Here is an 18,468-nt window from a genome sequence, read left to right as displayed (position 1 = left end):
TAAAGGGAGAGATAAATATGAAAACAATTAAAGGGGCATTTCCAGTATTAATCACACCGATGGATGAGTTGCAAGAAATTAATTGGAACGGTGTAAAACAAAACGTAAACTATTTTATTGAGCAAAAAGTAGCTGGCATTATTATTAATGGAAGTACAGGGGAGTTTGTTAGTTTATCAAAAGAAGAACGATTTAAAATGGTAGAAACAGTATTAAAAGAAGTTGATGGACGGATTCCAGTTATTGTTGGAACTGCAGCAGAAACGACGAAAGAGACGATTGAATATACGAAACATGCCGAAGCACATGGTGCGGATTGTGCATTAATTATTAATTCGTACTATTGTAAACCGAAAGAAGAGGAAATTTATTTTCATTTTAAAGAAATCTCAAACGCTGTAAATATACCAATTATGTTATATAATAATCCGTTTACTTCTGGTGTTGATATGAGTACAGAGCTCATGCTACGTATTGGAAAAGACTGTGAAAATGTTACACATATTAAAGAATCTAGCGGAGATATTCGAAAAGCAAGAGATTTAGTAAGACAAGGCGAAGGTGCTTTTCAAGTATTCTGCGGATCTGAAGATTTAGTTATGGAATCTTATTTAGTTGGTGCGACGGGATGGGTTTCAGTAGCAGGGAATATCGTACCAGCACTTGTCACAAAAATGTATGAGTATGTTCAAAATGGTGAATTAGAAAAAGCTTGGGAAATAAACGATGCAATTTTACCTCTTTGTGAGTTCCTTGAAGGATCAGGGAAATATGTGCAAATTGTGAAACGTTCTATGGAATTATACGGGCAAGCTGGGGGACCTTCTCGTTATCCAAGACTTGGGTTAACTGAAGACGAAGATCAAAAACTTCAAGCGATTATCTCAAAAATTGCAGCTCATGCGGCTGTGTAATTAAGGAGGAGAGCATATATGTTAACGACAAATATTGAGTTGAAACCAAAAGTGAAAGCGTTTTTAGACGCAGAGATTAAAATGTTTATTAATGGTGAATTTGTTCCTTCTATTAGTGGAAAGACGTTTGAAACATATAATCCAGCGACAGAAGATGTTCTTGCAGTTGTTTATGAAGCACAAGAAGAGGATGTTGATGTGGCAGTAAAAGCGGCAAGGTCTGCATTTGAATCAGGACCTTGGGCAGAAATGACTACCGCAGAAAGAGCGCATCTTATTTATAAATTAGCAGACTTAATTGAAGAGCATGGAGAAGAATTAGCACAGTTAGAAGCATTGGATAACGGGAAACCATATCAAGTAGCACTTGATGATGATATTGCAGCGACTGTAGAAAACTATCGCTATTATGCGGGCTGGGCTACGAAAATTATCGGGCAAACCATTCCGATTTCAAAAGATTACTTAAATTACACCCGCCATGAACCTGTTGGGGTTGTAGGGCAAATTATTCCTTGGAATTTTCCGCTCGTTATGTCTTCTTGGAAAATGGGAGCTGCACTAGCAACAGGTTGTACGATCGTATTAAAACCAGCAGAACAAACGCCTTTATCGTTATTATATGCAGCGAAACTATTTAAAGAAGCAGGGTTTCCAGATGGTGTAGTAAACTTTGTTCCAGGTTTTGGTCCTGTAGCAGGAGCTGCTATCGTAAACCATCATGATATAGATAAAGTAGCCTTCACAGGTTCAACTGTTACTGGAAAATATATTATGCGTCAATCTGCAGAAACAATTAAACATGTAACGTTAGAACTTGGTGGTAAATCACCAAATATCATTTTAGAAGACGCCGATTTAGAAGAAGCGATTAACGGCGCATTCCAAGGTATTATGTATAATCACGGCCAAAATTGTAGTGCTGGGTCTCGCGTGTTTGTTCACCGAAAACATTACGAAACAGTCGTAAATGAACTAGTAAAAATGGCGAATAACGTGAAACTTGGAGCAGGTATGGAGAAGGAGACGGAAATGGGGCCACTCGTATCTAAAAAGCAACAAGAGCGTGTGCTACATTACATTGAACAAGGGAAAGCTGAAGGCGCTACTGTTGCTGCTGGTGGTGAACGTGCATTTGAAAAAGGTTATTTTGTACAGCCAACAGTATTCACAGATGTTACGGACGATATGACGATAGTTAAGGAAGAAATCTTCGGTCCTGTTGTCGTTGTACTTCCATTTGATTCGACGGAAGAAGTAATTGAAAGAGCGAATCGTTCGTCATATGGACTTGCAGCGGGCGTATGGACACAAAATATTAAAACAGGACATCAAGTTGCCAATAAGTTAAAGGCAGGAACAGTATGGATTAATGATTATAATTTAGAAAATGCAGCTGCACCATTTGGTGGGTTTAAACAATCTGGTATCGGTCGTGAGTTAGGTTCATATGCGCTTGATAATTATACAGAAGTGAAAAGCGTTTGGGTAAATATAAAATAATATAGATTCTAAATGTTAATGAATAAAGATACGGACAACTGGAAGCTTTCATAATAGTTGTCCGTTTTCTTATATATAAAATAGTTTTCAAAAGAATGATAAGGGGGATTTGGATGGAGCAATTAGTAGAGTGGTTAGTAGGGCAAGTATGGAGTATTGGGTTAGTTGTTTTTGCATTAGGAGCAGGCGTGTATTTTACAATTACAACTCGTTTTCTACAAATTCGTTATTTTAAAGAGATGATTAAACTATTATTTGAAGGGAAAAGCTCGGAGACGGGAATTTCATCCTTTCAAGCATTTTGTTTAGCTTTATCAGGTAGGGTTGGAATAGGTAATATTGCAGGGGTCGCGACAGCTATCGCTTTTGGCGGACCTGGAGCTGTATTTTGGATGTGGATAATGGCTCTTTTAGGGGCAGCAAGTGCATTTGTTGAATCAACATTATCTCAAGTGTATAAAAGTAAAGTTGGAAATGAATATCGCGGTGGTACACCATATTTCATTGAAAAAGGCTTGAAAATGAAATGGTTTGCAGTCATTGTAGCAGTCGTTGTAACACTTTCATATGGCGTTTTATTACCAGGTATTCAATCTAGTAGTATCGCAGTTGGATTCGAAAACTCTAATGGGATTAGTAAATATATCACTGGCATATTGTTAGTCGTATTATTAGCAGCGATTATTTTTGGTGGTGTAAAGAGAATTGCTGGCGTTTCACAAATGCTTGTTCCATTTATGGCAATTGGTTATGTAATTGTTACATGTATCGTATTAATTGCGAATGTAACAGAAATTCCAAGTATGTTCGCTTTAATTTTCTCTAGTGCTTTTGGTGTAAATGAAATGTTTGGCGGAATCGTCGGTGCAGCAATCGCATGGGGAGTAAAGCGTGCTGTATTTTCAAATGTTGCTGGCGTTGGAGAAGCGACGTATAGTTCGGCCGCGGCTGAAGTATCTCATCCAGCAAAACAAGGGTTAGTTCAAGCATTTTCTGTATACATTGATACAATTGTCGTATGTACAGCGACAGCTCTTATGATCTTAATAACAGGTATGTATAATGTTATACCTGAAGGGAAAAGCGCTATCGTAAAGAATATAGGGAATGTTGATGCGGGTCCAATTTATACACAACAAGCAGTTGAAACTGTTATGACAGGGTTTGGCCCATTATTCATTTCAATCGCAATTTTCTTCTTCGCATTTACAACATTACTTGCATACTACTATATCGCTGAAACGACACTTACTTATTTAGACCGTGAACTTAAGCATAGTTGGTTAAAACCAGTTTTGAAAATTGGATTTTTAATTATGGTTTACATCGGTAGTGTAGAATCAGCATCGCTTTTATGGAATCTTGGAGATTTAGGAATCGGTAGTATGGCATGGTTAAACTTAATCGCGATTCTACTATTAAGTAAAATCGCATTAAAAATGTTAAAAGATTATGAAACGCAGAAAAAAGAAGGGAAAGATCCCGTGTTTGATCCTAAAAATGTGGGAATTGAAGGTTTAACATTTTGGGAAGAAAGAAGTAAAGAGGTTGCAAGAAAAAACTTTAAAGAAAAAGCGGTAGTGGATGATAGTTTGAAATTGTAGTTTTAATAGACTGAATATTAAATCTATTAAGTGGAGTATATTGCCTTCTTTTCATCACATACTACAATAGGTACACATAATTTGAATGGGGGTAATAATAAGATGGAACACGAACAACATAGTTCAGTAAATGATGTTCTACATCATTATAAAGAAGGAATCGGTAGTTTTACAAACCAAATTCCTGAAATTGCTGAAACGTATAATGCGTTTACGCAAGCTTGTTTTCAAGAGGGCGCTTTAACAAAAAGGGAAAAACAACTTATCGCATTAGGAATTAGTCTAGCAACGCAAGATGAATATTGTACGATTTATCATTCAAAAGGATGCCTGGATCAAGGATGCTCGGATAAGGAAATTCTAGAAGCATGCGGTGTTTCAGCAGCATTTGCTGGTGGAGCTGCGATGAGTCAAGCAGTAACTTTAGTGCAAGAGTGTTTAACAGAACTGAAAAATCAAAAGCATTGAATATAAAAAACGTTTTAAACTTTATGTTTAAAACGTTTTTTATGTGAAATTAAATTTGTATTCATTTTAATATTCTATCTCTTCATAAATCGATTTCTCTACATCAGAAAGAACTTTGTATATGCTCTTACCAATTATAGATTCTAATAATTTCATCTTAGTATTTCATTGTTCCTTCGTTTAAAATTAATACAATGAAACAAAAGGGGGATTAGTAATGCAAAATTTAGTAATTGAAGAGATTAAGCAAATAAAAGATGATGTGGAAGAGCTTTCTAACCTTTTGAAAACGGTTGTAGATGATGGAGCGTCAATTGGTTTTTTACCTCCACTGGAACAAAAAGAATCAATAAAGTATTGGCAAACTGTTATAGTGCCAGAAGTGATCTTATATGTCGCTAAAATAAACAATCAATTGGCAGGGAGTATTCAATTACATTTAGTTACAAAGCCTAACGGAATTCATAGAGCCGAGATTTGTAAGTTAATGACTCATCCAAACTTTAGACGTAATGGTATTGGGCGTTTACTTATGCAAAAAGCAGAGGAACGAGCGAAGCAAGAAAATAGGTCTCTTTTAGTGCTAGATACGAGAGAAGGAGACCCTTCCAACAGATTGTATAAATCATTAGACTATCAGGAAGTTGGAAAAATACCAGAATACGCAATATCTCCAAATGGTAATTTAGATGCCACAGTTATTTATTATAAATTTTTATAAGTGATGATTAAAATGCTATCATGCTTAAAATAATAAAGTTCGATTTTTAACACCGTCTATATTTCTCTAGCGGTGTTATTTGAATTTAATTAATGTGCTAATTGAATTTGAGAAAGTTTTTAGAGGGTTCTTTTAGTAATGTTCCTCGACTTATAATGGATGTAGAGAAGATGACTAGGCAACTATAGTTATTTTCGCTTTATTATGGGAAAGGGGATGACGAGATGAAAACGAAAGGTTTACAGAAGGTGAAGAAAGTTATATTAAGTGGTGGGATATTACTTACAGGATTGTTAACTTTCGGTTTTTCAGAAAAAGCTTCAGCTCATGGATACGTAGAATCACCAGCGAGCCGTTCTTATTTATGTAAGCAAGGGGTAAATGTAAATTGTGGTCCGATTCAATATGAGCCGCAAAGTGTAGAAGGAATAGGTGGATTCCCGCAATTAGGACCTTCTGATGGACAAATCGCAGGAGCTGGCCATTTCCCTGCTTTAGACGTTCAAACAGTTGATAGGTGGAAAAAAGTTACGTTAAACGGCGGGACGAATACATTTAAGTGGAAACTAACCGCACCTCATAGTACGAAAGAATGGAAATATTATATTACGAAAAAAGATTGGAATCCAAATAAGCCACTATCACGATCTGATTTAGATTTAGTACCTTTCTATGTGAAAAATGATGGAGGAGCTAGACCTGGAACTTCAGTAACACATGAAGCAAATGTACCAACTGATAGAAATGGATATCACCTTATTTTAGCTGTGTGGGAAATAGCGGATACTGGAAATGCATTTTATCAAGTGATAGATGTTAACCTTGTAAATAACGGTTTAGCATCAAATAACGTGCTAAATCATGTAGTGCAAGTTCCTACATTATTTTAAATAAAGTATACATTTTGATCATCTAATTCATTTTAGATGATCTTTTTTATAAAAAACGATGAAAAATATAGAAGAAAGTGCAATTATTTATAAAAAATTATGCTTTAAATATTGTCATATTTGCTTCTTTAAGATATCCTTTTCATGAAGAGGTGGAAAACATGGAAAAAGTACTAGTTTTCGGGCATAAAAACCCAGATACAGATGCAATTTGTTCTGCAATTGCTTATGCAGAATTGAAAAAAGAATTAGGAATGAATGCTGAGCCTGTACGTTTAGGTGAAATCAGCGGTGAAACTCAATTTGCGTTAGACTATTTTAAAGTAGAAGGACCGCGTTTTGTTGAGACAGTTGCAAACGAAGTGGACAACGTTATTTTAGTAGACCATAACGAGCGTCAACAAAGTGCTAACGATATCGAATCTGTTCGTGTGTTAGAAGTTATTGATCATCACCGTATTGCTAACTTTGAAACAAGCGATCCTATTTACTACCGTTGTGAGCCGGTTGGTTGTACAGCTACAATCTTAAACAAAATGTACAAAGAAAACGGCGTTACAATTCGTAAAGAAGTTGCAGGTTTAATGTTATCTGCAATCATTTCAGATTCTTTACTATTCAAATCTCCAACTTGCACAGAGCAAGACGTAGCAGCAGCTCGTGAATTAGCGGAAATCGCTGGTGTAGATGCTGACAAATACGGCTTAGAAATGTTAAAAGCTGGTGCTGACTTAAGCGGAAAAACAATGGAGCAATTAATCTCTCTTGACGCTAAAGAATTCCAAATGGGTAATGCGAAAGTTGAAATCGCACAAGTAAACGCTGTTGATACAAATGACGTTCTTGTACACCAAGCGGAACTTGAAAAAGTTATCTCTGCAGTAGTAGAAGAAAAAGGTTTAGACCTATTCTTATTCGTTGTAACTGATATCTTAACTAACGATTCTGTCGGTCTTGCGATCGGTAAAGCAGCAAACATTGTTGAGAAAGCATACAACGTATCTCTAGAAAACAATACTGCTACATTAAAAGGTGTTGTATCTCGTAAGAAACAAATCGTACCAGTATTAACAGAAGCATTCCAAGCTTAATATTATTGAGTATGATTTAACAAAAAGACAAGTAGTCAGATTGGCTACTTGTCTTTTTCTTTCTCTAAAAAACAGAAAATTAGAATTTTAAAAGGAGAGTTGCGTATGTTTAATGATTTGGAGAGTAAATTACAGTCACTTTTAGAGCGAAATATTACTTCTGTTTTAGAATTAGAAAATTGGCTTTTCGATGAATTGCGTGTAAACGCTGAAATAGAAGAGAAGATAACAAGTAGTTTAATCGCCACGTATAGAGATACAGATAACAGAAATATGCGTGATTTACATATGTATAATCAAAATACAATTCAACCACTTTTAAAAAGATACAATGCAAAGTTTGACCAAAAATTTATAGAGTGTCCGTTTTCTAACTTATTAGACGAGCGAAAATATGGATTTATGAAAAAAGCAAGATTTGTAAAGAGTAAAATGTTTAATGAAAAAAACATTGCTCTTTCTATTAAAGAGCAAGAGTGCATTACGAAGTATAGAGAAATAATGTCTAACATAACAATTAATTGGGAAGGCGAGCGAAAGACGTATGCATACGTAAAGGCAAAGTTAGATAACCCCAATAGAGCTATTCGCGAAAAAGCTTGGTACGCTTTATGTGAAGCAAGGAGTGTAGTGAAACCAGAAGTGGATCGTATTATGAATGAACTTATACAATTGCGGAATGAGATAGCTTTAAATGCAGGGTTTAATAATTATAGTGAATATGCTTTTAAACAAAAAAACAGAGATTACAGTATTGATGATTGCTATAAGCTCCATGAATCTATAGAAAAGTATGTTGTACCAATTTGGAAACAGTTAGGAAGTATTTCTAAAAAGAATCTCGGTGTAAAAACGTATCGCCCTTGGGATATTTCTCCATGTAATTTACCAAAAGTCCCAATCCAAAATGCTATTGATTTATTGGATGGGGTGGAAGAAATGTTTCGGACGACAGATTTATATTTTTATGAGAAATTTGTTCATTTAAGGAAAGCTGGATGCATTGACGTAGAAGAACGTGAAAATAAAGCACCAGGAGCTATTTGTTTTACCTTACCCCATAGTAAAGAGGTTTTTGTGTATTCTAATTTTAGTCCTTCATTTTATGCAATTAATGCACTTATACATGAAGTGGGGCATGCATTTCATTTTTATAAACAATTTAAAAACGATAGTAGTATGCAGGAAAGATATCTGCGCGAAGAGGTGGCTGAACTTTATTCCCTCAGTCTTGAGTTATTAGTAATGGATAAGCTAAATGTTTTTTATAAGCAAGAGGATGAATATAAAGAAGTGCAACGCGTACAAATATATCGTGCTTTGTCTTTATTACTATCATCAGTTGCAGGAGATGTATTCCAGCACTGGATCTATGAGAATCCAAACCATACACCAGAAGAACGTGATAAGAAATACGCCGAACTATGCAAAAGATATCAATATTCAACAGTCGACATTGCAGGATTAGAGGATGAAATTGGTGCAAGTTGGATAGAGTCATTTCACTATGTTCAGTTTCCTTTTTATAAAATTGAATATGCAATTGCACAAATAGGAGCAATGCAATTGTTTCAAATTTACTGGGAAGACCCAGAAAAAGCGATTGCTTTCTTTAAAGAAGGTGCGAGTGCAGATTGGAATTTATCTATACAAGAAATATATGAAAAAACAGGTGTCACGTTTGATTTTTCGGAAGAAAGGATAGAAAGTACTGCAAGTGTTATTTTGGATTTGATCAATGAATTAAAATAAGGATAGCATTCGCTATCCTTATAACTGTTTATTCGTAGATTTTTTCTTGTTTATATAAAATGTAATAATAGCTGTAATTAGGAAAATAGGTAGGGCATACGCTTGCCCAACAAACAATTTCCAGCCCACATGATTATAGCCTTCAGACGCTGGAGCAAGTATAGCAATTATGCAAATTATAATATAGAGTACTAGTGCAGGGAGTATATTTTTCACTTGTTCACCTCCTTCTAAAGATGTTTAATTTTATTATTTATATATCAAATTATATTCAGATTCTTTAAAAAGTAAATTTACCATTGAATGTAGTATTATAATATTTACAAGGAGTGTCCTATGTTTAAATAGGGGGATTGGGGTTCAAATCTTAAAAAAGTGAATATTAAGTAAAAAAAAATGTAGTGATATGGTAAAAGATGTAATTTGTATTTTAAATATCATTATATAGCATGTTGAGAGAAAAATGTATAAAATAATTAACTTTACTTATGCAGGAGAAGAGGTAAGAAATATATGAGAAGGTTATGCATAATTCCATGCGGAAAAAAGAAAATTTGGGATAAGTATCCGGATTACGGCCCGATGGAGGCAAAAGATGTATATATTAGTCCGTTCGGAAAAGCATGTCAGGCGTATGCAACAATGTTTTTTGAGAATTGGGTTATATTATCGGCGAAGCATGGATTTTTAAGACCAAATGATATTGTACTAGAAAACTATGATCTTGCATTTGATTCAAAGGGTGATGAGATTATTAGTATGGAACAATTAACACAACAAATGATTGAAAAAGATTTGCTTCAGTTTGATGAAATTGTTTTACTTGCAGGTAAGAAGCATAGGAAGGTAGTAACACAATTATATCCAAAAGAAATCATTACGTATCCGTTAGCAGGCTGTAAAGGGATTGGGTATATGTTGCAGAGGTTGAAAGGGGCTGTGGGGGAAGGGAAGGAATTATAGTAGAAAATTAATTAGTGTTTCTATAATATGAAATAAAATCGACTCTAAAAAAGAGTCGATTTTATTCTTTAAAACTTAATTTTATAATTGAATGGTTCAGGTTTTAAATCGTAATTTTCACTTGAACCTTCTAGTATTAGTTGCAATTCACCTTGCTCAATTGGGAGTTTAGGGAATGTTAAAACAGCATCACTAGTTACACCAGGCATCATACCTTGTGGAATTTTAGGGTATTTTGCCTCATAATTATCTTGGTATTCTAATTGTTGACCGCCTACAATTAATTTAGAGTTAAAATCATAGAAATTAAATGCTGCAGTTGCATCATTTTTGGCTGTAAAGTAAACTCGCGTTTCTTTATCAGCGATTTCAATTTTTTTAACAATCATTTTATAACCATTATGGTCTTGCTCTTGGTTTACTTCAATTGTTTTTTTTGCAGGATCAAAAGCAGTTGCATAATCTGTTTTTTCGATACTTGTTGCAACGATAGTAGGGCCTTTTACTTTTCCGCCAAAAGCATTTTCACCTTCAAAGACGTCTTTAATAGTTCCCTTTACATGAATGTAATCTTCGCGTTTTACATCTAATTTAGGATCTTTATATGCAATAATAGTGTTTTTGCTGTGCTCTTTATCAGCCCAAGCTTGAAGATATGTACCATCTTTATCACGTTCAGGCTCGACAAAGATCTGCGCATAGAAATCAACCTTTTTTCCTTTATACTCTTTAGGATTAGAGTGCATCTTTTCAAATTCTTCTTTTGATAATACCTGTGTCGATTCACTTGTCTCCTTAGTAGTTTTCTTTGATGTTGAATCTTTAGAGTCTGTATCTTTAGAGCATGCTCCACCTAAAATAATAGCTCCACAAAGAACAGATAATAGAATTTTCTTCAAAACTTATCCTCCTACATATATAAAATATATTTTCGGTTTATAGTATAACAGATTACAAGTAATTATTTTACAAAAACTTTTAAAAAGAGTTATTTTTAGTAAGATTTACTATACTAAAGAGGCAAAACTAGACTAGCAAACAATCCTTTTTATACTTTCAAACATAGAATATGATGAATTCTAATTAGGAGGATGCATATTCATGGGGAATCATTGGAATTGTAGGCGTTCATTTTGGGACGATTTAATGTTTGGAAAATGTGGATGTAGGAATTGTCACGAATGTCGTTGCAAAGAGAAACCGAAGTGCGATTGTGAAGAGTGTTGCTGCAAGAAGAAACCGAAATGTGATTGCGAGAAATGTTATTGTAAAGAGAAACCGAAATGCCATTGTAAACAGGAAGGGTATTAACAATAAAGAGGTTGTCCCAAAAGTAGCTGAATAGCTACTTTTGGGCAACCTCTTTCTTTACAGAAAATAAAAAAAAGAATCGTCCTTTTTGATATAATTAAGTCACCACAACAAAATAATCAAAAGAAAGGAACAATTCTTTTATGTTTATAGATTATAACAAAAACCAACTTACTTTTCCACTAGATGTTGAGGTTTATATTCCTGAACATCATCTTTCACGAGTGGTTCATACAGCTGTAGAAGCGATGGATCTCTCTATCCTCTTATCACGTTATCCAGGTGGTGGCAGACCACCGTACCATCCAAAAATGATGTTAAAAATTTTATTATATGCTTATGCAAAAGGAATCTATTCTTCTCGAAAAATTAAAGAACAACTCCATGAAATATTCATTTCATGTGGCTTTCTGATGAAAAAACACCAGACTTTCGTACGATCAATCGTTTTCGATCCGAGCGCATGAAAGACGTGATTTATGAAACTTTCTTCTCTCTTATCGACCTGTTGAAACAAGAAGGGCTTGTCAAACTCGAAGATTATTTTCTAGATGGAACAAAAATCGAGGCAAATGCCAATCGATATACATTTGTATGGAAAAAATCCACAGAAAAATATGATCAAAAACTAGATGAGAAGTACCAAAAAATTGTCGCGACAATTGAACAAGCAAGTGAAGACGATCAGAAAGCGGAATTAGAAGAAGAACAAATGAAAGATACCTGTTCTGTCACTTCAGAAAAAATTAAACAAACCATTCAAACCTTAGAAAAACGCCTGCAAGATGAACCGAAAAATAAAACGATGAAAAAAGCAAAGCGTCAGTTAGAAAATGATCTTCTTCCACGCAAAATAAAATACGAAGCTCATAAAGAAACATTTCAAGAAAGAAATAGCTTTTCGAAAACAGATACAGATGCGACCTTTATGCGGATGAAAGAAGATCACATGAAAAATGGTCAACTTAAACCAGGGTACAATATACAAATCGGAACCGAGGATCAATTTATTACAGGGTTTAGCATTCATCAAAAAGCGGGAGATACAACTTGTTTGATTCCTCATTTTGAAATATTTGAGAAGTACAATCGTGCAAAGCCTCAAAATGTAGTTGCCGATTCTGGTTATGGAAGTGAAGAAAACTATGCATTCTGTGAAGAGAAAAAAATGAAAGCATATGTGAAATACAATACGTTTGAAAAAGAACAAACGAAGGCTTGGACGAAACAAATCGGTCGAGTGGAAAATATGGTTTATGAGGAAGAGCTAGATGAATGGATTTGTGCAAATGAAAAACGCCTTATTTTTTCACATGAAAGCAAACAACAAACAAGCAATGGTTATACTTCTGTCAAAAGAACATATCGTTGTACAGAATGTTTGGGCTGTCCATTTCAAGAAACATGTGCCAAAGGAAAAGAAACAAAATCTATCAGTGTCTCTGTCAAAAATCAAAAACAGCGAAAAGAAGTACGAGAACGTTTACGTACAATAGAAGGTAAAGAATTATATGGAAAGCGAAAAATAGAGGTAGAACCCGTATTTGGTCATATTAAATACAATCGTTTCTTCCAACGTTTTTCCTTGCGAGGCCTTTCTAAAAATCGACTGGAATGGGGTCTTATTTGTGTTGCCCATAATTTACGGAAATGGACAACAACAGCTCAATCAAAAGCGAAAAACCCCGATCATAAGTAGAAAACTTATAGGTTTTCTACTTATGATCGGGGTTTTTATCCATATAAAGGTAAAATATAAGAAGTTGTCTCCAAAAGTTCGTTTTTAACGACCTTTTGGGACAACCTTTCATTTTATAAGGTTATATTCCATCTTCAACAGATTTTTTTACAATTTTCCATTTATCTTGTTTTTTAATCTTTATAGCTACATTAGTTCCGGTAGATTCCTTATAAAAGATATATCCATTGTTTGCGTTCACATATGTCAATGGTTCACCTATGCAATCTTGTGAACAAGATTTATTGATAATCTCAATTAAGGATAGTTCGTTCGGATCTGTCCTACTTGCATCTATAATAGTATTAAGGTCTGTTTTACGATAACCTTGTAAGTTTACTTGGAAATTTTGTTCAATTTCTCCTGTAATACTAGTATTCATTACTTCAACTGAATTTTTCTTTTCTTGTAGAAATCCGTTTTTATAAAGCAATTTTGTATATCCAACCCATGCGATTAAAACTAGCATGATAAACATACTACATATTTTAAGTGTTCGAAGCCGTTTACTAACTATCGTTTCTGAGTATTTCATTCCGTTTAATCCTCCAATGTTTTTAATTTAAAGTATGCCTCAATACATGCTTTTAGAAGAGGGATAGAATTTAACGAGTTCTAGATTAAAAAAGAAAGCATCTGAAGTTAGATGCTTTCTTTTTAGTATTTTCACTGTCTGTTCGTTACTTGTTTCATAAGTGGCCTAATTTCTTTAACAGGTGGTTTTTTATCATATACATCAACGTAAGAAAAGTAATAATTTAAGTTTCTGAGAAGTCCTTTTCCTATTTTAGCACTTAAAAAGGGAAAGACTTGTCCAGTATAATCATCAAGAGATTTACAGTAGTATTTTTCATCTAAATATATACTGTATTTACATGTTAGTTCTACTAGTGAGTTCCCTTTATCATCAATTACTTCCTTAGAATCAATAATGTCTATTAATGCAAATTTTTCATTCAGATATACTTTCTTCTTTTTCTCATGTTTATTTGTAAGTATAAATACGAGACCAATGGCGTTAATCAAACTATTTCCTCCTATAAAAAACGGATATTAATAAAATATATCGATATAAGCTAAATGTAAAGAGCATGGCGAAATATCCTTAATAGAAAGTTTAACAAGCCGATTTGTTTTTTCAAATCGGCTTGTTGTTATTGAAATACTTGCGGGAATTGCTTTACGATTGCGTTTGTTATCATGTCGGACATTTCTAAAGCTTCTTTTTCAACTTTATCGTACAATTTTACTCCTGCTTCATAATCTTTATTTAGAAAGGCAAGTGCTTCTGCTTTTGTTAATGCTAAATGTTCATAAAACATTTTTCTAAATGCTTCTTTATCTATATATGGGTTAATGCTAGTAAGAAACGCAACAATTTCATCACTGTTAGCGTACCATTTTTTCTCTATAGCGGCAGCTGCATTTTGGTCACCAGCTTTTGTGGCTTTAATAAGATCCGCTGCAATTACTAAGTGGTCTTTAATTCGTGCACTATATTTTTTTACAGCATCTTCACCATAGAATGGTTCAAGAGATAGTCCCATATGTGTTGCATTTTGAAGAAGCCGTCCAACAGTAACGTTTACGTCAGGTAAATTGAAAACAATACTTATAATAGCTAATCTCGTCCAAGCGACATGTTGTTCCCAAAAGGAACGCATATAACCTTTAAAAAAGTTCTCGTTTTTACTAATTCTGTAATTACGTACAGATGTATCAAAGTGTACATAATGGTTATGATAGGGGGAGTAATGCGCTTGCCAATAAGAATACATAAACGGTAACACTCCTTTGAACATGTATAACTCAAAGTATGATGGGAATTTATAATTAGTTACGTGTCCTCGTTTATTTTCAGAAATTGATATGGAAAAAGATGAGGAATTTTATTGCGTTATATATAAATAAATTGAATATAAAGTAAAAGAGGCTCTGCAAGGGAAGTTGCAGAGCCTCAAAAGGGTATTGCCGAGATGTCGGACTCGACTACGTAATATTATCATAAAATTCACTAAAAAAAACCTGGTAAATGTGTCCAAATAAAAATGGCTCTTTAATAAAGTGAAAGGGACCTGCTTCCCGCGGCAGATCCCTCTCACTAGATAATGTCGATGAGCAAAAACTCATCTGGAGTACTTTTATAATAGCAAGTGAAATTCGTTTTGTGTATTGAGAAAAAAGAATTAGATAATTAAATGTTAAGCATTTATATTTTACCTTTTGTGATTATCACCATTTGTAGTGAGTGGATTAAGATTATAAAATGGCGATAAGATTTATAATTACATCTAATAGTGTTATGAAATATATAATATAAAAAAAGACCCGCTTATATAAGCGGGTCAACTTAAGGGATTTATCCAACAGAATATTTCATATGATAACAACTGTATTGTAGTAAGTCTATAAGGTTTATATTGAGAAAATGATTATGAATGATCTATTTCGTACGTGTATTAACGTTTAAAAAGTTGAGAAAAAAAATGAAAAAGCTTTCTATAAGAAAATAATGGCTGGTACTTATAATATGATTCATATTTCCACGCGTCATTATTTGAGAATTGGAGTTGGTTTGGTACGGTTTTCTGTTTGATGGAACTCATATTACGGTGCTTCATATAGTAACCTCCTGAATTCATATGTATAAGATTAGTAGTATTCAAGGAGAATTAATAAAATGTGTATTTATTTTAAATTTATTATAGTGCTAATCATTCTCTAAAACGTAAAGAAGCATAAAGTAATGAAAAAGCAAGCTGTTAGTCATGTATTCATCACTTTCATGACGCGTAAGTGATGATATAATAGAAGTAGATGAAAGATAAAGAAAAGCAGGTGACTCTTTTTTGTTTACAAAAGCACAAGAACTTTTAGCGTCTTATTTCGGTTATTCGTCATTCCGAAGAGGACAAGATGAAACAATTAAAAATGTATTAGATGGGAAAGATACAGTTTGTATTATGCCTACAGGTGGTGGTAAGTCAATTTGTTATCAAATTCCTGCATTAGTATTTGAAGGAACAACGTTAGTTATATCGCCTTTAATATCACTTATGAAAGATCAAGTAGATACATTAGTACAAAACGGTATTTCAGCTACTTATATTAATAGTTCTATTTCGATTACAGAAGCGAATCAACGAATTCAATTAGCGAAACAAGGACATTATAAGTTACTTTATGTAGCGCCTGAGCGACTTGATTCAATGGAGTTTGTTGACCAACTTATCGATATGAAAATCCCGATGATTGCCATTGATGAGGCGCACTGTATTTCGCAGTGGGGACACGATTTCCGTCCGAGTTATTTACATATACATCGCATATTAGACTATCTTCCAGAAAAGCCGCTCGTATTAGCTTTAACAGCAACAGCAACACCACAAGTTCGTGATGATATTTGCAACACGCTTGGAATTAATCAAGAAAACACGATTATGACAACGTTTGAGCGCGAGAACTTATCATTTTCTGTTATTAAAGGACAAGATCGTAATGCGTATTTAGCGGATTATATTCGTCAAAATCAAAAGGAATCCGGAATTATTTATGCAGCTACTAGAAAAGTAGTCGATCAGTTGTATGAAGATTTAATGAAAGCGGGAGTTTCGGTTTCCAAATATCACGCTGGTATGAGCGATCATGATCGAAATGAGCAGCAAGAACTCTTTTTACGTGATGAAGTGAGTGTAATGGTAGCTACATCTGCGTTTGGTATGGGGATTGATAAATCGAATATTCGTTACGTTATTCATTATCAACTGCCAAAAAATATGGAAAGTTATTATCAAGAAGCAGGACGTGCAGGACGTGACGGATTAGATAGTGCATGTATATTGCTGTATGCTTCTCAAGATGTGCAAGTACAGCGCTTTTTAATTGATCAATCGACCGGAGAATCTCGTTTTTCAAATGAACTTGAAAAATTGCAAAATATGACTGATTACTGTCATACAGAACAATGTTTACAATCATTTATTTTGCAATACTTTGGAGAAGAACCGAAAGAGGATTGCGGTCGCTGTGGTAATTGTACGGATAACCGAGAAAGTATCGATGTGACGAGAGAATCACAAATGGTTCTATCTTGTATGATTAGGACGAATCAACGATTTGGTAAACAAATGATTGCACAAGTACTAACTGGATCTAAAAATAAGAAAGTCATTGAATTTAATTTTCATACTTTGCCAACTTACGGACTTTTATCAAATCGTAGTGTAAAAGAAGTTAGTGAGTTTATTGAGTTTTTAATTTCAGACGAATTAATTGCAGTTGAACATGGTACTTACCCGACACTAAAAGTGACGGAAAAAGGGAAAGAAGTGTTACTAGGTAAAGAGAATGTATTACGTAAAGAACGAGTAGAGACAAGACAAATCGTTCAAGATCATCCTTTATTTGAAGTACTTCGTGAAGTACGTAAAGAAATTGCGCAAGGAGAAGGTGTACCTCCATTCGTTATTTTCTCTGACCAAACGTTGAAAGATATGTGCGCAAAAATGCCGCAAAGTGACTCTGAACTTTTAACTGTGAAAGGGATTGGTGAACATAAACTTGTGAAGTATGGTTCGCACTTCTTACAAGCAGTTCAGCACTTTATTGAGGAAAACCCAAACTATGCTGAAACAATTAAGACAGAAGTCGTGACAGAGCGAAAAAAAACAGGGAAAGCTTCAGCAAATTCTCATTTAGAAACATATGAAATGTATAAACAAGATATTGATCTAGATGAAATTGCGAAAGAACGTGGCTTATCAAGACAAACGATTGAAAATCATTTAATTCGTTGTTTTGAAGATGGAATGGAAGTAGACTGGAACAGTTTTGTTCCTGCAGAATACGGACAACTGATTGAAACTGCTGTGCAAAATGCTGAGGGTGGTCTGAAATCGATTAAAGAACAACTTCCGAATGAAGTGAGTTACTTTATGATTCGTGCTTATTTACAAATTAGAAAGTAGAGACATGTAAAGGGGATAGGGATTTATGCATCACGTTTTTGTATATGGCACGTTAAGAAAAGAGCAATCGAATGCTCATTATATGCAAGGTGCAATATGCATTGCAGACAAAGCATGGACGTATGGGAAATTATTTGATACAAACGAAGGGTATCCAGCCATGACTTATTCGAGTGAAGAAAAGGTGTATGGTGAAGTTTATGAAGTAAATGATGAGATATTGCATAAGTTAGATGAACTAGAAGAATATACAGGTAATGCGGAGACTGATTTATATGATCGAATTACGCAAACAGTATATGCTACTGATAGGGAAATAGAGGCGTATGTATATATCGCCCAAGATAAAAAGATGATATTGAAAGTGATTGATTCTGGAGATTGGGTGGAGTACCAAAAAGTAAAATAAGAGTAGCTAAAGAGTAGATAGTGGATTAATCCATTATCTATTTTTTTATTTAGCGTGCCCAGCTAAGCTGGGCACTGCTTGCTGGTGAAAGTCCAGCCTAGGTAAGAGCCAAGTCGCCTAGTAGCTGACAGGCAACT

At 34.3% G+C, this 18,468-nt stretch carries 17 protein-coding genes and 1 pseudogene; 13 read left to right on the top strand and 5 right to left on the bottom strand.

What is annotated here, in order from left to right:
- Positions 1-17 precede the first annotated feature (17 nt).
- From dapA to ACVWY7_RS21275, 8 genes are all read left to right on the top strand, one after another.
- The gene (gene dapA / locus ACVWY7_RS21310) at positions 18-914 is read left to right on the top strand and encodes a 4-hydroxy-tetrahydrodipicolinate synthase (protein WP_456523965.1); all 897 of its coding nucleotides are present in this window, start codon (positions 18-20) and stop codon (positions 912-914) included.
- 18 nt (positions 915-932) lie between these two features.
- Positions 933-2,417, top strand: coding sequence for an aldehyde dehydrogenase family protein (locus ACVWY7_RS21305; protein WP_456523964.1), 1,485 nt, complete (start codon positions 933-935; stop codon positions 2,415-2,417).
- Positions 2,418-2,530: 113 nt separating this feature from the next.
- Positions 2,531-4,021 carry an alanine/glycine:cation symporter family protein gene (locus ACVWY7_RS21300; RefSeq protein ID WP_456523963.1) on the top strand — a complete coding sequence of 497 codons (1,491 nt, stop codon included), beginning with the start codon at positions 2,531-2,533 and terminating at the stop codon, positions 4,019-4,021.
- A 30-nt stretch (positions 4,022-4,051) separates the two neighbouring features.
- Positions 4,052-4,489, top strand: a complete 438-nt coding sequence (locus tag ACVWY7_RS21295) for a carboxymuconolactone decarboxylase (RefSeq protein WP_176268582.1) — start codon at positions 4,052-4,054, stop codon at positions 4,487-4,489.
- A 217-nt stretch (positions 4,490-4,706) separates the two neighbouring features.
- Positions 4,707-5,210, top strand: a complete 504-nt coding sequence (locus ACVWY7_RS21290; protein WP_001180584.1) for a GNAT family N-acetyltransferase — start codon at positions 4,707-4,709, stop codon at positions 5,208-5,210.
- 224 nt (positions 5,211-5,434) lie between these two features.
- Complete coding sequence (locus ACVWY7_RS21285; protein WP_000850061.1) at positions 5,435-6,100, top strand: lytic polysaccharide monooxygenase; 666 nt, start codon at positions 5,435-5,437, stop codon at positions 6,098-6,100.
- Positions 6,101-6,261: 161 nt separating this feature from the next.
- Positions 6,262-7,191 (top strand): manganese-dependent inorganic pyrophosphatase, encoded by a 930-nt coding sequence (ppaC, locus tag ACVWY7_RS21280; protein ID WP_000416849.1) that lies wholly within the window; start codon positions 6,262-6,264, stop codon positions 7,189-7,191.
- Between the two features lie 105 nt (positions 7,192-7,296).
- Complete coding sequence (locus ACVWY7_RS21275; protein ID WP_105989648.1) at positions 7,297-8,943, top strand: M3 family oligoendopeptidase; 1,647 nt, start codon at positions 7,297-7,299, stop codon at positions 8,941-8,943.
- Between the two features lie 18 nt (positions 8,944-8,961).
- Here the strand turns inward: ACVWY7_RS21275 and ACVWY7_RS21270 are convergent, their stop codons facing one another.
- A complete protein-coding gene (locus ACVWY7_RS21270) occupies positions 8,962-9,159 on the bottom strand; it encodes a DUF4017 family protein (RefSeq protein ID WP_000789865.1) in 198 nt (65 codons plus the stop codon).
- A 297-nt stretch (positions 9,160-9,456) separates the two neighbouring features.
- Here ACVWY7_RS21270 and ACVWY7_RS21265 point away from each other — a divergent pair, with 297 nt between their 5' ends.
- Positions 9,457-9,906: a DUF6884 domain-containing protein gene (locus ACVWY7_RS21265; RefSeq protein ID WP_456523962.1), complete on the top strand. Its 450-nt coding sequence runs from the start codon at positions 9,457-9,459 to the stop codon at positions 9,904-9,906.
- A 68-nt stretch (positions 9,907-9,974) separates the two neighbouring features.
- On the opposite strand, the gene ACVWY7_RS21260 is transcribed toward ACVWY7_RS21265, so the two are convergent.
- On the bottom strand, positions 9,975-10,805 hold the full coding sequence (locus ACVWY7_RS21260) for a hypothetical protein (protein WP_000722395.1): 831 nt from the start codon (positions 10,803-10,805) through the stop codon (positions 9,975-9,977).
- Positions 10,806-11,056: 251 nt separating this feature from the next.
- Here ACVWY7_RS21260 and ACVWY7_RS21255 point away from each other — a divergent pair, with 251 nt between their 5' ends.
- Both ACVWY7_RS21255 and ACVWY7_RS21250 read left to right on the top strand, forming a co-directional pair.
- Entirely contained in the window at positions 11,057-11,251 is a 195-nt protein-coding gene (locus ACVWY7_RS21255) for a hypothetical protein (protein ID WP_456523974.1), read from the top strand.
- Between the two features lie 109 nt (positions 11,252-11,360).
- Positions 11,361-12,916, top strand: a pseudogene (locus tag ACVWY7_RS21250) (IS1182 family transposase).
- Between the two features lie 121 nt (positions 12,917-13,037).
- Here the strand turns inward: ACVWY7_RS21250 and ACVWY7_RS21245 are convergent.
- The 3 genes from ACVWY7_RS21245 to ACVWY7_RS21235 all read right to left on the bottom strand — a co-directional run bounded on the left by ACVWY7_RS21245 (position 13,038) and on the right by ACVWY7_RS21235 (position 14,733).
- Positions 13,038-13,490, bottom strand: a complete 453-nt coding sequence (locus ACVWY7_RS21245) for a hypothetical protein (RefSeq protein WP_456523961.1) — start codon at positions 13,488-13,490, stop codon at positions 13,038-13,040.
- Positions 13,491-13,621: 131 nt separating this feature from the next.
- Positions 13,622-13,981 (bottom strand): cytoplasmic protein, encoded by a 360-nt coding sequence (locus ACVWY7_RS21240; RefSeq protein WP_456523960.1) that lies wholly within the window; start codon positions 13,979-13,981, stop codon positions 13,622-13,624.
- Positions 13,982-14,109: 128 nt separating this feature from the next.
- Positions 14,110-14,733, bottom strand: a complete 624-nt coding sequence (locus ACVWY7_RS21235; protein ID WP_456523959.1) for an acetylglutamate kinase — start codon at positions 14,731-14,733, stop codon at positions 14,110-14,112.
- A gap of 1,071 nt (positions 14,734-15,804) precedes the next feature.
- On the opposite strand from ACVWY7_RS21235, the gene recQ reads away from it, so the two are divergent.
- Both recQ and ACVWY7_RS21225 read left to right on the top strand, forming a co-directional pair.
- A complete protein-coding gene (gene recQ, locus ACVWY7_RS21230) occupies positions 15,805-17,922 on the top strand; it encodes a DNA helicase RecQ (protein WP_456523958.1) in 2,118 nt (705 codons plus the stop codon).
- Positions 17,923-17,947: 25 nt separating this feature from the next.
- On the top strand, positions 17,948-18,331 hold the full coding sequence (locus tag ACVWY7_RS21225) for a gamma-glutamylcyclotransferase family protein (RefSeq protein ID WP_456523957.1): 384 nt from the start codon (positions 17,948-17,950) through the stop codon (positions 18,329-18,331).
- The last annotated feature ends 137 nt before the right edge of the window (positions 18,332-18,468 follow it).

The sequence above is a fragment of the Bacillus sp. TE9106W genome (assembly GCF_054062215.1).
This window is presented reverse-complemented; position numbering and strand designations above follow the sequence as displayed.